Annotated in this window: 16 protein-coding genes; 13 read left to right on the top strand and 3 right to left on the bottom strand. The window is 61.5% G+C overall.

Translation table 11 applies throughout. The annotated features are described in order from the left end of the window. The first annotated feature begins 7 nt into the window (after positions 1-7). From AC1DZT_RS19415 to AC1DZT_RS19395, 5 genes are all read left to right on the top strand, one after another. Positions 8-1,153, top strand: coding sequence for a substrate-binding domain-containing protein (locus AC1DZT_RS19415; RefSeq protein WP_478008296.1), 1,146 nt, complete (start codon positions 8-10; stop codon positions 1,151-1,153). 91 nt (positions 1,154-1,244) lie between these two features. Further along, a complete protein-coding gene (locus AC1DZT_RS19410) occupies positions 1,245-2,414 on the top strand; it encodes a levoglucosan dehydrogenase (RefSeq protein ID WP_478008295.1) in 1,170 nt (389 codons plus the stop codon). Next, positions 2,411-3,985, top strand: coding sequence for a sugar ABC transporter ATP-binding protein (locus AC1DZT_RS19405; protein ID WP_478008294.1), 1,575 nt, complete (start codon positions 2,411-2,413; stop codon positions 3,983-3,985). The genes AC1DZT_RS19410 and AC1DZT_RS19405 overlap by 4 nt, the downstream gene beginning before the upstream one ends. Beyond that, complete coding sequence (locus AC1DZT_RS19400; RefSeq protein WP_478008293.1) at positions 3,978-4,934, top strand: ABC transporter permease; 957 nt, start codon at positions 3,978-3,980, stop codon at positions 4,932-4,934. Before AC1DZT_RS19405 ends, AC1DZT_RS19400 begins: the two co-directional genes overlap by 8 nt. A 1-nt stretch (position 4,935) precedes the next feature. Continuing rightward, positions 4,936-5,232 carry a putative quinol monooxygenase gene (locus tag AC1DZT_RS19395; RefSeq protein ID WP_478008292.1) on the top strand — a complete coding sequence of 99 codons (297 nt, stop codon included), beginning with the start codon at positions 4,936-4,938 and terminating at the stop codon, positions 5,230-5,232. A gap of 750 nt (positions 5,233-5,982) precedes the next feature. On the opposite strand, the gene AC1DZT_RS19390 is transcribed toward AC1DZT_RS19395, so the two are convergent. Genes AC1DZT_RS19390 through AC1DZT_RS19380 form a run of 3 tightly spaced genes read right to left on the bottom strand, consistent with a single transcriptional unit; the run spans position 5,983 to position 7,621 of the window. Beyond that, on the bottom strand, positions 5,983-6,690 hold the full coding sequence (locus AC1DZT_RS19390) for an RNA polymerase sigma factor (RefSeq protein ID WP_478008291.1): 708 nt from the start codon (positions 6,688-6,690) through the stop codon (positions 5,983-5,985). Beyond that, positions 6,687-7,211, bottom strand: a complete 525-nt coding sequence (locus AC1DZT_RS19385) for a cupredoxin domain-containing protein (RefSeq protein ID WP_478008290.1) — start codon at positions 7,209-7,211, stop codon at positions 6,687-6,689. The genes AC1DZT_RS19390 and AC1DZT_RS19385 overlap by 4 nt, the downstream gene beginning before the upstream one ends. Then, positions 7,208-7,621 carry a hypothetical protein gene (locus AC1DZT_RS19380; RefSeq protein WP_478008289.1) on the bottom strand — a complete coding sequence of 138 codons (414 nt, stop codon included), beginning with the start codon at positions 7,619-7,621 and terminating at the stop codon, positions 7,208-7,210. The genes AC1DZT_RS19385 and AC1DZT_RS19380 overlap by 4 nt, the downstream gene beginning before the upstream one ends. Positions 7,622-7,739: 118 nt before the next feature. Between AC1DZT_RS19380 and AC1DZT_RS19375 the strand changes: the two genes are divergently transcribed. The 8 genes from AC1DZT_RS19375 (at position 7,740) to ccoS (ending at position 12,650) form a co-directional block, all read left to right on the top strand. After that, positions 7,740-7,916, top strand: coding sequence for a hypothetical protein (locus tag AC1DZT_RS19375; protein ID WP_478008288.1), 177 nt, complete (start codon positions 7,740-7,742; stop codon positions 7,914-7,916). Positions 7,917-8,077: 161 nt separating this feature from the next. Further along, a complete protein-coding gene (gene ccoN / locus AC1DZT_RS19370; protein ID WP_478008287.1) occupies positions 8,078-9,700 on the top strand; it encodes a cytochrome-c oxidase, cbb3-type subunit I in 1,623 nt (540 codons plus the stop codon). A gap of 4 nt (positions 9,701-9,704) precedes the next feature. After that, positions 9,705-10,433 (top strand): cytochrome-c oxidase, cbb3-type subunit II, encoded by a 729-nt coding sequence (gene ccoO, locus AC1DZT_RS19365; protein WP_478008286.1) that lies wholly within the window; start codon positions 9,705-9,707, stop codon positions 10,431-10,433. Then, complete coding sequence (locus AC1DZT_RS19360) at positions 10,430-10,606, top strand: cbb3-type cytochrome c oxidase subunit 3 (RefSeq protein ID WP_478008285.1); 177 nt, start codon at positions 10,430-10,432, stop codon at positions 10,604-10,606. The genes ccoO and AC1DZT_RS19360 overlap by 4 nt, the downstream gene beginning before the upstream one ends. Beyond that, positions 10,597-11,499 carry a cytochrome-c oxidase, cbb3-type subunit III gene (ccoP, locus tag AC1DZT_RS19355; protein ID WP_478008284.1) on the top strand — a complete coding sequence of 301 codons (903 nt, stop codon included), beginning with the start codon at positions 10,597-10,599 and terminating at the stop codon, positions 11,497-11,499. Before AC1DZT_RS19360 ends, ccoP begins: the two co-directional genes overlap by 10 nt. Beyond that, on the top strand, positions 11,496-11,645 hold the full coding sequence (locus tag AC1DZT_RS19350) for a hypothetical protein (protein WP_478003015.1): 150 nt from the start codon (positions 11,496-11,498) through the stop codon (positions 11,643-11,645). Before ccoP ends, AC1DZT_RS19350 begins: the two co-directional genes overlap by 4 nt. A gap of 91 nt (positions 11,646-11,736) precedes the next feature. Next, positions 11,737-12,453, top strand: coding sequence for a DUF2189 domain-containing protein (locus AC1DZT_RS19345; RefSeq protein WP_478008283.1), 717 nt, complete (start codon positions 11,737-11,739; stop codon positions 12,451-12,453). Beyond that, on the top strand, positions 12,450-12,650 hold the full coding sequence (ccoS, locus tag AC1DZT_RS19340; RefSeq protein ID WP_478003017.1) for a cbb3-type cytochrome oxidase assembly protein CcoS: 201 nt from the start codon (positions 12,450-12,452) through the stop codon (positions 12,648-12,650). The genes AC1DZT_RS19345 and ccoS overlap by 4 nt, the downstream gene beginning before the upstream one ends. Positions 12,651-12,891 lie beyond the last annotated feature (241 nt).

Below are 12,891 nucleotides of genomic sequence, written 5' to 3'. Positions count from 1 at the left end.
CCGGGGCTTGGCCCCGCTTCTGGGAGGAAGAACCATGATCACGAGACGCAGCCTTTTGGGCGGCGCGGCGCTGCTTGCGCTGATGACCGCGATGCGCCCGGCTTACGCCGGCCCGGACGAGGCTTTGGCCAAGTTGGTCGAAAGCGTTCTGTCCAAGGGCCCGAATGGCGAAGACCCTTCGCCAGCATCCTCTGTCACGTTGACGGATGACGAACTTGCCAAGATCAAGTCGATGAACGCTACCGCCGCCATCGTCATGCACTACGGCGGAAACGACTGGAGCCGGGCGCAGATCAACGGTCTCCAAACCCAGTTTGCCGCGATGGGGATCAAGGTGATCGCTGTCACCGATGCGGGCTTCAAGCCTGAAAAGCAGGTCTCGGACATCGAGACGATCATGGCGCAAAAGCCCAGCATCATGATCACCATCCCGACCGACCCAACCGCAACCGCTGCCGCCTACAAGGCCGTCGCTGATGCGGGCGTGAAGATCGTGTTCATGGACAACGTGGCCGCCGGGCTGACAGCGGGCAAGGACTATGTCTCAGTCGTCTCCGCCGACAACTACGGCAATGGAGTCGCCGCGGCGCATCTGATGGCCAAAGCATTGAACGGCAAGGGGAATATCGGTCTGGTTTTCCACGCCGCCGATTTCTTCGTGACCAAGCAGCGCTATGACGCCTTCAAGACCACGATCACCACCGACTACCCCGATATCAAGATTGTGGACGAACAAGGCATCGGCGGCCCGGACTTCTCGGGCGATGCTGAAAAGGCCGCTGGCGCCATGCTGACCTCTCATCCTGAGATTCAGGGTATCTGGGCGGTTTGGGACGTGCCTGCGGAGGGCGTAATTTCTGCCGCCCGCAACGCCGGCCGCGATGATCTCATCATCACTACCTGCGATCTGGGCGAGAATGTTGCGATTTCCATGGCTCAGAACGGCTTCGTGAAGGGGCTTGGCGCACAGCGCCCCTATGACGCCGGCGTGGTAGAGGCGAAGCTGGCGGGATACGGTCTGTTGGGCAAAGCGGCCCCTGCCTTTGTGGCGCTGCCTGCGCTGCCGGTGGCCCATGCCAACCTGCTGGACGCGTGGAAGCAGGTCTATTCGACCGAAGCGACCGAGAACGTTAAATCCTCGATGGTCAACTGACCCCACAGCGCGGGCGATCCAATAGCCGCCCGCGCATCTTACGGACTTAGTTGCCACGCGGCGCAGGCGTATTCTTTTCAGGAGAGAGATGATGACCAAAGTGATGAACGTCGCGATGATCGGCGGCGGGTTCATGGGCAAGGCCCATGCGATGGCCTATGCTGCGATGCCGATGTTCTTCTGGCCCGCGCCCGCCATCCCGCACCGCAAGGTCGTGGTGGATGTGACCGATGGCGCTGCCGAGACCGCTCGCCAACGCTTTGGCTTTGACGAAGCCTCGTCCGATTGGCGCGCTGTGGTGGCCCGCCCCGATATCGACGTGGTGGACATCTGCACCCCCAACAATGTCCATGCCGAGATTGCCATTGCTGCGGCTGCCGCAGGCAAGCACATCATCTGTGAAAAACCGCTTGCCCGCACAGTGGAAGAAGCCCGCGCCATGGCCGCTGCAGTGAAAAAGGCCGGTGTGATCCACATGGTCGCCTTCAACTATCGCCGCACGCCTGCCGTGGCCTTGGCCAAGAAATACATCGACGAAGGCCGCATCGGTCGCATCCTCAACTTTCGCGGCACCTATCTGCAGGATTGGTCGGCGGATGAGAACGGCCCACTGTCGTGGCGCTTCCAGAAGAAAATCGCTGGCTCTGGCACCGTGGGTGACATTGGCACCCATGTGGTCGATCTGGCGCACTACCTCGCTGGCCCAATCGAAGCCGTAAACGCGCTGACCCGCACTTACGTCAAGACCCGTCCCCTGCAACAGGGCGGCGTTGACAAGCTGGGCGCGTCCGAAAAATCGGCGGACGCGGAACGGGCCGAGGTCGATGTGGATGACGAAGTCGTCTCGATGCTGAAATTCGCCAGCGGAGCCATAGGCTCGCTGGAGGCCACGCGCAACGCCTGGGGCCGCAACAACTTCATCACGCTGGAGATTCACGGCACCAAAGGCTCGATCGCGTTCAACTATGAGCGCCGGGATGAGTTGCAGGTGATGTTCGCCGATGATCCCGCCGATGCACGCGGGTTCCGCACCGTTTATACCGGCCCGGCGCATCCCTATGGCCAAGGTCTATGGCCGATCCCCGGTCTTGGCATCGGCTATTCCGAGACGAAGATCGTGGAATGCCACGACTTCTTCAGCGCCATCGCTACGGGCAAGCAGCCCAGCCCCAATTTCGACGATGGGTTGGCTTGCGAACTGGTCGCCGACGCCCTGCTGCGATCCGGCGAAACCGGATTGTGGGAGGTCGTGGGAAAATGACCTCCGCCGTCGTCATGAAGGGAATTTCCAAGGCTTTTGGTGGTGTCAAAGCTTTGGACAACGTGGATTTCGAGGTTTTTCCCGGTGAAGTTCACGCCCTTCTGGGCGGCAACGGGGCCGGGAAATCGACCATCCTCAAAGTTCTGAATGGGGTCCACAAGCCCGATACCGGAACGATAGCGGTCGGGGGCACGCCCCTGACCATGCACACGCCGGAAGCATCTCGCGCTGCCGGGATTGCTATGAACTTTCAGGAGATGAGCCTGATCCCCACGCTGACGGTGGCGCAGAACATCTTCCTGACCCGCGAAGCCCGCACATCACGCGGCTATATCGATGACCCCGCCTGCGAGGCAAAAGCGACTGAGATCTTCGCCATGCTGGAGGTCAAGGTTGACCCCAAGGCGATCGTGGCCAACCTTGGCGCCGGTCAAAAGCAGTTGACAGAGATTGCCAAGGCGATCAGCCAGACCTCAAAAGTCCTGATCTTGGATGAACCCTCGACCGCCCTCGCTGTGTCCGATGTCGAACGCCTGTTCACCTTCCTGCGCAAGCTGAAGGCGCAGGGTGTGGCGATCATCTATGTCTCTCACCGCATGGACGAAATTGCCCGCATCGCCGACCGCGCCACGATTTTGCGCGACGGCAAACATGTGATCACCGCGCCTATGTCTGATCTGCCCATCGACGTGATGATCGAACATATCGTCGGCAAGCGCTCCAAAGGCCTGTCTGACGTTCACCGGGGGGATGCAGCCCGCGGTGAGGTTTTGTTGGAGGTGCGCAACCTCACCGGCCCGCACAAGCCCGACAACGTCTCTTTCACCCTGCATCGGGGTGAGGTTCTGGGTCTGGCGGGGCTATTGGGGTCTGGCCGTTCGGCCCTGGCCCGTGTGATCACCGGGGTCGAACCCGCAGTGTCAGGCGAAATTCGCATCAAAGGCCAGTCCATCGCCATCCGCAAACCTTCCGACGCCATCAATGCTGGTGTGGCCTTGGTGCCAGAGGCGCGGGCGACCCAAGGCATCATTCCCGCTCATTCGGTGACCACCAACATGGTGCTGGCAGTATTGGACCGCATTTCCGAAAAGGGTGTGGTGGACCGTGCCAGGGCGCAGAAGATCACCGATGGCATGATCCAGCGGCTTTCGATCAAGACCGCCAGCCGGGACCATGCGGTTTCCACCCTGTCGGGCGGCAATCAGCAAAAGGTGGTGATCGGCAAATGGCTCGCCACCGACCCGGACATTCTGGTGCTGGATGAACCCACCGCCGGCATCGACATTGGCTCCAAGTCCGAAATCATCCGGCTGGTCCGCGACCTTGCCGCCCAAGGCAAGGGCATCGTGATGATCTCCTCCGAACTGTCCGAACTTCTGACCGCCTGCGACCGCATCCTGGTGATGGCCGACGGCCGTGCGCATCAGATGATCGACCGCGCCACGCTGGACGACCCAACCGAACCTGACCTTGGCCACCGCCTGCAAGGGGCCGAGCGTCAGTTGCAGATTGAAATCCAGAAAGCCCTCGCCTTCGAGCCCGCAATGACACAGGAGGTGTCCCATGGCTGACGCAACCACCACGCCGATGGGCGGATTCTTCACCAACTGGCGGCAAAACATCATCTACATCGGCTTCGTGCTGATCTTCGTGATCTTTGCCTTGACGCTCAGCCAGAAGGGTTTCCTGAACCCGACCAACCTTCTTAACATCATACGCCAGACCGCGATGATCGCCGTGATGGCGGTGGCCATGACCTTCGTTCTGGCCTCGGGTGAGATTGACCTGTCCATCGGCGCCGTGGCCGGTTTGGCAACCGTGACTGTCGCCATGGCAATCGCCGTGGCAGGGCCAGTTGCAGGCGTGCTGGCCGGAATTGCCACCGGCATCGCGGTGGGCTGTTTCAACGGGTTCCTCACAACGAAGGTGGGCATACCATCCTTTCTGACCACCCTCGCCATGATGGGCATCGCCAAGGGCGTCGCCATGTGGATTTCTGCCACCGCCGCGGTGCCAATCCTGTCGCCCAACTATTCCTGGGCCTTCGGTGGCGGCTCTGTCGGCCCAATCCCGGTTCTGCTGTTCTGGATGCTGGTCGCAGGTGCCATCGGCCACTTTGTCCTGCGTCGCACCGGCTTTGGCCGCCGCGTTCTGGCGACCGGAGGCGGAGAAACTGCCGCCCGTTACTCCGGCATCGACACTGCAGGCATCAAGTTCAAGGTGCTGGTCCTGTCCTCCACCGCCGCAGCACTCGCCGGGATGCTCTACGCCGGACGACTGCAATCGGGCCGCTTCCAATTGGGTGAGGGGGATGAGCTTTCGGTCATTGCCGCAGCCGTTCTTGGCGGCACCAGCCTGTTTGGCGGCAAGGGCACCGTTGTCGGCACCATCGTCGGCGCGCTGATGATCGGATTGATCAACAACGGCCTGATCCTGATGGGACTGGAGTTCAGCCAGCAACTGATCGCCCGTGGTGCGATCATCATCCTGGCCGTCGCCCTCAGCCAGAAGAAGGCCTAAGATGTATACGATCATCGGAACCGTCACCGCCCGCCCGGAAACCCGCGCCGAACTGCAAGACCTGCTGCTGGCACAAGTGGCCCCCACGCGCGCCGAACCCGGCTGCATCAACTATGACTTCCATGTCGATGCCGCCGACCACTGCGTCTTCGTGTTCTACGAAAACTGGACCAGCCGCGCTGCACTTGACACTCACCTCGCGATGCCGCACCTGAAACCGTTGTTCTCGCAACTTGACCGGCTTCTGGCCGTGCCGGTTGACATCCGACCTCTGACAATGCTCAGCACACTGCAGTAATGTTAAATCGGGGTGGCAGTGTCGTGGCCACTTTGCCGTTACAAAAAAATGCGTCCCGAAACCGATCCTAAGAAGCGCCGTGCTCTGTCGAGCAAAGCGACCTCCAAATTGATCGGCGGCTACAACGACGGGTTTCGGGTTCCGCGGTTCGGTCCCTGTGTGACAGCTCAGGGCCAGGTACGTCGATCCCGGCTTAGCCTACGCAAGGGGCGGAATGCGGCCTGACGGCCTTGCGGAAGCGCAACTGCAGCATTGGGCCGGAGCGGTCTCTCGTTGGTCCTGCGGCATCTCCGATATCAGAACGACCGATATGCCAAGCACCCGTCGCTCACCGTTTCTATTTCAAACTGCTATCGAACAAAGTCTTTCTCAGTTGGGCCCAAGCCTCGGTCTCCAGCCTGGACATCCTGTGATCCGGTCGGATAGTGGTTCGCAACTCTGCAGGCTGCCTCATATACTAGCCGGTCCAGAAAGATTTCTGACTGGGATGCGCGAAAACCTCTCGCAAGAGACAGGGGGCGCCGGCGGACCTCATGACCTGCCATCCGGGACCGGAGACTTGTATCGACTGATGGTGCCTGGCAAGCAGACCAATGCAACAGTGCATAAGACCTGCGCACTGTTTTGGGCGGCTTTGAAGCTGATGGTGAGGGGCAGTGGGGTGAGCATCCATATCGAGCCGGAGTTCAAGGCCAAGCGCTCGGGCGCAGCGGCCCTGTCAGAGGGGGCGCCCGAAAAGGTTTGGCCACTCTATCGCCTTGGAAGCCAGCCAATTACCTGCAGTTGATCCAGCACGGAGCCGGTCAACCGCTGGCACCTTGCGCCGTCAAAGGGAAAGACGGCCTCGAAGCCCCCTTTCAGGCGGCCCTCAAGCGCCTTTCGCAGGCGGCGACGGGCGCGGAAGAGACGGGTTTTCACGGTGATCGGGTTTATCGACAGGTCGCGGGCGATGTGCAGGACGCTAAGGCCTTCGGCCTCGCGCAGCAGGAAGACAAGGCGCAGGTCGCAGGGCAGGTCAGCCACGACCTCTTCCAGCATGTGGCGCAGTTCGTGGCGGCCCAAGGCCATCTCGGCGGTCTCCGGGAAGGGGAAGGGCAGAACCGCAGCGCTGGCGGGTTCGGCCTCGTTCACCGTGTCATAGAGTTCGTGCCTTGGTGGCCTGCGCAGGCGCATCCGGGCGGCGTTGATGGTGATGCGGGTAACCCAGGTGGCAAAGGCGGCCTCGCCGCGGAACTGATCGAGCCGGGTGAAAGCGGCGAGGTAGGCCTCTTGCACCACGTCTTCGGCCTCGGCGTCGCTGTCGAGCATGCCCCGCGCCACCCGGAACAGGCGCGGGTTCAGGCGACGGATTAACTCGCGCACCGCGCCCTCGTCGCGCTGGCCGGCCAGCGTGATCAGGTCGACCTCGCTGGCCGTGTGCAGTCCCCGTTCGGTCCTTTGCGCGATTACCGGGATCATTTCGCCTCCTTGGCAAGTACGCGGGTGCGCACAAGGATGTCGGCTACCTTGGGAAAGGCGGCCATTGCCTCGGCCGGCAGATCGCCCGAGTCCGGCGCGGCACCTTGCCAGCCGGGTAGGTCTGGCAAGCCTACGACGATGCGTCCGACCATCCCGGCATGTTCATGCGGCTGGCAGTAAAAGTCATAGACGCCGGGTAGGGTCAGTGTGACATCAAACGACTGGTCTGGCAGCAGCAAATCGCTGTTCCACGGCGTGGCGCCCGCAGGAATGCGGCGTTGACGGTCAAGGATCGCGGGATCATAGGCTGTCGAGGTATGGCTGTTGCCCGGATCATGGTTCACGAACCGCAATGTCGTGCCGGGGTCCACCAACAGGCCCTGCGGCGCGAACCAGACCCTCTCACCCCGCGCACTGCCGCGCATCTCGATCACCTGAAGCGCGGTTGCCCATGCCGGCGTGGCGAGGGCAGCCAGCAGGCCGCCCCCCAGCATCAGAGCCTGTCTGCGGAGGCAGATCATTTGGCCAACCTCGCCTTGGCATCGGCGCCGTGGAACAGCACGATATGGACATGCGGCTCTTCCACACCGGGATGGCCCGCATTGTAGTAAACATCGACCGAGGTCACGTCGGGGTCACCCACCGCCAGATCATTGAACGAGGTGCCGCCTTCCAGCGCCTTGATCGGCGTCATGTAGATTGTGGCTGCCAGCTTGCCGTCGTGATCGTAGCCAAGGAAGGGCCCGGCGGGCAGGGTCTTGGGATCGACGTAAAGCGTGCCAAGGCCGGGCAGAAAGTCCGGCAGGGCCACCAGGCCGCTAACCTTGGCATAAGGCGCCGCGGGCGGGGCGGTCATCAAGGCGTTGTCAGCCAGTACGGGCAAAGCGGTCAGGGCAATGGCGAAGGCCGCAGCGACGGGGCGAAGAAACATGGTGTCGTCCTTTCGGGTTCGGGCCGGCGAAATGCCAACCTCATGCCATTGGATGCAGGTCCGGGGAAAAGGTTCCCGGACATGATGCTCTTGCGCGGCCGTTTGGCTTTGGCTCCCCATGGCGCTGATGGTTCTGGTGCGCACAAAGGTCGTGGCGGATGAAAAGAGAATACGGGCCGAGGCTGCGTTATCAGCCGCCAAATCCGTCACTGACTTCCTCAACAGCGAGGAGATCGCGCCAGGGATGCGCATGAGCCAGAACAATCAGGACTTGCATCGCAGACAGACCAGGTAAATAGATAAACGAATGCACCTTTTTGGCGATCCGCCGAGGTGCCAGATCCGCCTCCCTGGCTATGCCTTGCACTATGACAAGCTTGGCCTGAATCTCGCAGACGTCTGCACATCGCATGAACCTTGAACTGCGGGGCACTTTCGCCCTTTCAGGAGTTTTCCATGATCGCGCAACTCAGTAAACGCGAACGCCGGATTGCCATGTGGCTTGCCATTGCGCTGATGTTGCTGGGCCTGACCATGGCGGTTGCCGGGCGGCAAGACCCTATGGCGGTGCATGGGTTCATGGCGCTTGGCCTTGGCTTTGTGCTGGTATTCGTGGTGGGCGGCGTGCTGGAGGAACCTGCTGCGGACGCTGCGCAGGCGCTGCGCTACTACGACGATCCGATCAAGGCGGGCATTCTTTTGTCGATGGTTTGGGGCGTCTTTGCCATGGGCGTAGGCCTTTGGGTTGCCGGGCTAATGGTCTGGCCGGATGCCACTTTCGGGCAGGCGTGGTCCAGCTATGGTCGTCTGCGCCCGGTGCACACCACCGGCGTGATCTTTGCGTTCGGCGGCAACGCGCTGATCGCCACCTCGTTTCACGTCATGCAGCGCACCTGCCGCACGCGGTTGGCCGATCAGCTTTCGCCTTGGTTCGTGCTGGTGGGCTACAACCTGTTCCTGGTCTGGGCGATCACGGGCTATCTGATGGGCGTCACCCAATCCAAGGAATATGCCGAACCGGAGTGGTACGCCGACCTTTGGCTGGTGATCGTCTGGGTGGTCTATTTGATCTTGTACCTGCGCACGCTGGCGCGACGTGCAGAGCCGCATATCTACGTCGCCAACTGGTACTATCTGGCCTTCATCGTGGTCGTGGCGATGCTGCATATCGTCAACGGATTGGCGCTGCCGGTCAGCTTTGCCGGGGCGAAGAGCTATCCTGTCTTTTCCGGTGTGCAGGATGCCATGGTGCAGTGGTGGTATGGGCACAATGCGGTGGCGTTCTTCATGACCTCGGGCTTTCTGGGAATGCTGTATTATTATCTGCCAATCCGGGCGCAAAGGCCGATCTTTTCCTACCGGCTGTCGATCCTCAGCTTCTGGGGGATCACGTTCTTTTACCTTTGGGTCGGCTCGCACCACCTGCTTTACACGGCCTTGCCGAACTGGGTGCAAACCCTTGGCATGACGTTCTCGGTCATGCTTCTGGTGCCAAGCTGGGCCTCGGCGGGCAATGCCCTGGCCACGCTGAACGGGGCGTGGCACCGGGTGCGCGATGACGCCACGCTGCGTTTCATGTTCGTGGCGGCGGTATTCTACGGTCTTTCGACCTTCGAGGGGTCATTTCTGGCGATCCGCCCGGTCAACGCGCTGTCGCACTATACAGATTGGACCGTGGGGCATGTCCACTCCGGCGCGTTGGGTTGGCTCGCCATGGTGACCTTCGGGGCGTTCTACTCGGTCGTGCCGGCCCTTTGGGGGCGGAGTGCGATGTATTCGCCCAAATTGGTGGAGTGGCACTTCTGGCTGGCCTTGACGGGCCTTCTGACCTACGTCTTCGCGCTTTGGAACGCTGGCATCACTCAAGGGTTGATGTGGCGCACTTACAATGCTGCGGGAACGCTGAACTATTCCTTCCTCGACAGCATCGAGGCGATGCGGCCCTACTATATCGTGCGCTTCATTGGCGGCGCCCTGTTTCTGGCGGGCATGATCACCGGCGCTTTCAACATCTGGATGACGGTGCGCGGACCGGCTTTCAGCGCCGCCGACCGACCCCTGACACAGGCGGCGGAGTAAGGCCATGCCCTTGTTCAAAGCCCACTACAATCTGGAAAAGCACTCTGTCGCCTTGGTGATCGCCATCATTCTGGCCGCGAGCGTTGGCGGTCTTGTCGAGATTGCGCCCCTGTTCACCATCGACCAGACGGTCGAGGCCGCGCCTGACATGCGCCTTTACACTCCCCTGGAACTGGCCGGGCGCAACATCTACATGCGTGAGGGGTGCTATGCCTGCCACAGCCAGATGATCCGCACCCTGCGCGATGATGTCGAACGCTATGGGCCTTATTCGCTGCCGGTGGAAAGCGAATACGACCATCCGATGCTGTGGGGGTCAAAGCGGACCGGGCCGGACATTGCGCGGCTGGGTAACAAGTATTCCGACGATTGGCACGTAGCGCACCTGACAAACCCGCGTGCCGTTGTGCCGACCTCGATCATGCCGGCCTATCCCTGGCTGAATGAGACACCGCTGGACGCAACCGACCTTGGTGCCCATCTGGCGACACTGCGCGATTTGGGCGTGCCTTATACCGATGACATGATCGCCAATGCCACGCGTGACGCGCTGGCACAGGCCTCGCCGGACTCGGACCGGGCCGCCGCGGTTGGCGAACGCTATGGACCGGCCACCAATATCCGGCGCTTTTCCGGTGCGGCCGAAGTGACAGAGATGGACGCGCTGGTGGCCTATCTGCAGATCCTTGGCCAGATGACCAAAGCTGCCTACTCGGAAAGCCCTGTGCCATGACCCCGATCGTGACCCATGAATTTGCCCTGATGCTGGCCAAGATCTTTGGCCTGATCTACCTGATTGTGTTTTTCGTAATTGTCGTGCTGCACACCTACCGCCCATCGGGCAAAGCCAAGGCCGAACACGCGGCAAACTCGATCCTTGCGCCGGAGGATCACCCATGGCCGTGACAGAGCGCGACCCGGTTTCCGGTTACACCACCACCGGCCACGATTGGAACGGCATCAAGGAACTGAACTCTCCGGTCCCGCGTGTGGTATATTTTTTCATCATCATCACCCATGTTCTGGCGCTGATCGGCTGGATTTTGCTGCCGGCCTGGCCCCTCGGCCATACCTACACCAAGGGCCTACTGGGCGTGGATCAAAGGACCGATGTGGCGGCTGATATCGCTGCCGCCAACGCCGCGCGAGCCGGGTGGCGCGACCAGATAGCCACGCTGGATTATGACGCAATCCGCGCTGACCCCGACCTGATGGCAAAGGTCATGGCCACCGCAGCCCCGCTGTTTGGCCAGAACTGCCAGTCCTGCCACGGCAAGGAGGGCATTGGCGGCCCCGGCTTTCCGCGCTTGGCCGACACGATCTGGATCTGGGGTGGCACGGTCGAAGATATTGCCCAGACCATTACGGTCGGCATCAACAGCGCCAATCCTGACAGCCGCGTCTCGCAAATGCCCGCCTTTGGGCGCGGCGGCCTGCTTACCGGGGCAGAGATTGCCACACTGACCGACTATGTCCAAACCCTCTCGAAGGGCGTGATTTCCAACGACCCGTCACCCGGCGCGAAACTGTTTCAGGACAATTGCGCGGCCTGCCATGGTGCCGATGCCAAGGGCGTCAAGGATACCGGCGCGCAGAACCTGACCGATGCCGACTGGCTTTATGGTGGCGATGCGGCATCCATTCACCAAACCCTGATGTATGGTCGTCAAGGCAAGATGCCAACCTGGGCGGGCCGCCTGGATACGGTCCAGATCCGCATACTGGCGCTTTACGTGGCGGAGCTTTCGAAAGCGGGCCAATCGAATGCGGGCCAATCGAAAGCAGGGCAGACGAAATGACGCGCACGCTGGCCTGGATTGTGGCTGCCGCGACCGTCGCCCTGTTCGTGGTGGCCAATTGGAACTTCATCCGGCTGGCCGTCGTCACGCATCCAGGCTGCGTTCCGGTCAGTCCGGGAAAACCCTCTGCGTCCCAAGATTGCTGAAAGGTGATCCATGCTAGAGCCTCTGCCCCTGATCGAGCCAAGACTGCGCCCCTCTCGCAGCTATGCGCGTGCCTTGCCGGCGAATGCCGCCTTGCGCTGGCTCACCGCGGGCTGGGCGGATTTCCGGTACAGCCCGGTTGAAAGCCTGTTGTACGGCGTGGTCGTCTTTGCGCTTTCGGCGCTGGTGATCGGGGGATTGATTGCGGCTGATCTACTGTGGCTGATCTTTCCAGCGAGTTCAGGGTTTCTGGTGGTAGGGCCCCTGTTCGCAAGCGGTCTCTACCAGAAAAGCCGAGACCGCCAAAGCCGACTGCGCGACATGCTGTTGGTCAAGCCGCGCTCGCCCGGGCAACTGGCATTTGCGGGACTGCTCTTGTGCCTTCTGGTCATGCTGTGGCTCAGGGCAGCTGACCTGCTCTATGCGCTGTTCTACGGTCTGCTGCCATTTCCGGGGTTTGACCATCTGTTGGCCGCGCTTCTGACCACCCCCCGAGGCTGGGCGCTGATCATCACCGGGTCAGCCGTGGGCGGGCTTTTCGCCGCCTTTGCCATGGCAATCAGCCTATTCTCCATCCCCATGCTGCTGGGGCGGCGGACCGATGCCTTGACGGCCTTTGGCACCAGCTTCGCCATGACGACCCAAAACCTGCGCAGCGCTCTGCCGTGGGCGATCATCGTGACAGTGGGCTTTGCCCTTTGTGCGATAACCGGCCTCTTGGGACTGATCGTGATCTTTCCGGTACTGGGCTATGGCACCTGGCACGCCTGGGTCGACTTGCGCCCCGGACCGGAGGCTGAAGAGCAATGACCTATCTGTTCCTGATCCCCGTCTCGCTCACAATCGGCCTGGTCGCCCTCGGTGCCTTCTTGTGGAACCTGCGAAGCGGTCAATATGACGACCTCGACGGCGCCGCCGCCCGCATTCTGGCGCCAAACGACGCACCCGATTCTCCGCCGACCCAAAGCTCGCAGCCGGCGTACGCCCAAGAGCGCCCGGCAAATTGAGGGTCTGTCATCAGTTGAAACGAAAACCGTGGCAGGCCGAAATGGTTGCATTCATGCGAGTGGGCGGCTTCAATGCGTGGTGACAGGTCACGGAGCAGCAAGCAGGCGCAAGGACCAGCCCTACAATCTCACTGTCCCCACGATGAGCCTCGCGCAGATCCGCCAATTGGCGGCGGCCGCCGGTTGTTACTCACGCCCTCAGGTTGGCGCCTGCGCTTGAATTTAGACTGAGAGCGCTGTC

The organism is Rhodobacter sp. P1_C2 (assembly GCF_056406375.1).
The sequence above is the reverse complement of the archived record's forward strand: the minus strand, read 5'-3'. Positions and strand labels throughout refer to the sequence as shown.

Excerpts from the sequence above, each read along its gene's own strand:
- AC1DZT_RS19390 (WP_478008291.1), bottom strand. The coding sequence starts at position 6,690 with ATGATCCCGGTAATCGCGCAAAGGACCGAACGGGGACTGCACACGGCC.
- AC1DZT_RS19395 (WP_478008292.1), top strand. The coding sequence starts at position 4,936 with ATGTATACGATCATCGGAACCGTCACCGCCCGCCCGGAAACCCGCGCC.
- AC1DZT_RS19385 (WP_478008290.1), bottom strand. The coding sequence starts at position 7,211 with ATGATCTGCCTCCGCAGACAGGCTCTGATGCTGGGGGGCGGCCTGCTG.
- ccoP (WP_478008284.1), top strand. The coding sequence starts at position 10,597 with ATGGCCGTGACAGAGCGCGACCCGGTTTCCGGTTACACCACCACCGGC.
- AC1DZT_RS19405 (WP_478008294.1), top strand. The coding sequence starts at position 2,411 with ATGACCTCCGCCGTCGTCATGAAGGGAATTTCCAAGGCTTTTGGTGGT.
- ccoS (WP_478003017.1), top strand. The coding sequence starts at position 12,450 with ATGACCTATCTGTTCCTGATCCCCGTCTCGCTCACAATCGGCCTGGTC.
- AC1DZT_RS19350 (WP_478003015.1), top strand. The coding sequence starts at position 11,496 with ATGACGCGCACGCTGGCCTGGATTGTGGCTGCCGCGACCGTCGCCCTG.
- AC1DZT_RS19360 (WP_478008285.1), top strand. The coding sequence starts at position 10,430 with ATGACCCCGATCGTGACCCATGAATTTGCCCTGATGCTGGCCAAGATC.
- AC1DZT_RS19380 (WP_478008289.1), bottom strand. The coding sequence starts at position 7,621 with ATGTTTCTTCGCCCCGTCGCTGCGGCCTTCGCCATTGCCCTGACCGCT.
- AC1DZT_RS19375 (WP_478008288.1), top strand. The coding sequence starts at position 7,740 with ATGGCGCTGATGGTTCTGGTGCGCACAAAGGTCGTGGCGGATGAAAAG.
- ccoN (WP_478008287.1), top strand. The coding sequence starts at position 8,078 with ATGATCGCGCAACTCAGTAAACGCGAACGCCGGATTGCCATGTGGCTT.
- ccoO (WP_478008286.1), top strand. The coding sequence starts at position 9,705 with ATGCCCTTGTTCAAAGCCCACTACAATCTGGAAAAGCACTCTGTCGCC.
- AC1DZT_RS19400 (WP_478008293.1), top strand. The coding sequence starts at position 3,978 with ATGGCTGACGCAACCACCACGCCGATGGGCGGATTCTTCACCAACTGG.
- AC1DZT_RS19410 (WP_478008295.1), top strand. The coding sequence starts at position 1,245 with ATGACCAAAGTGATGAACGTCGCGATGATCGGCGGCGGGTTCATGGGC.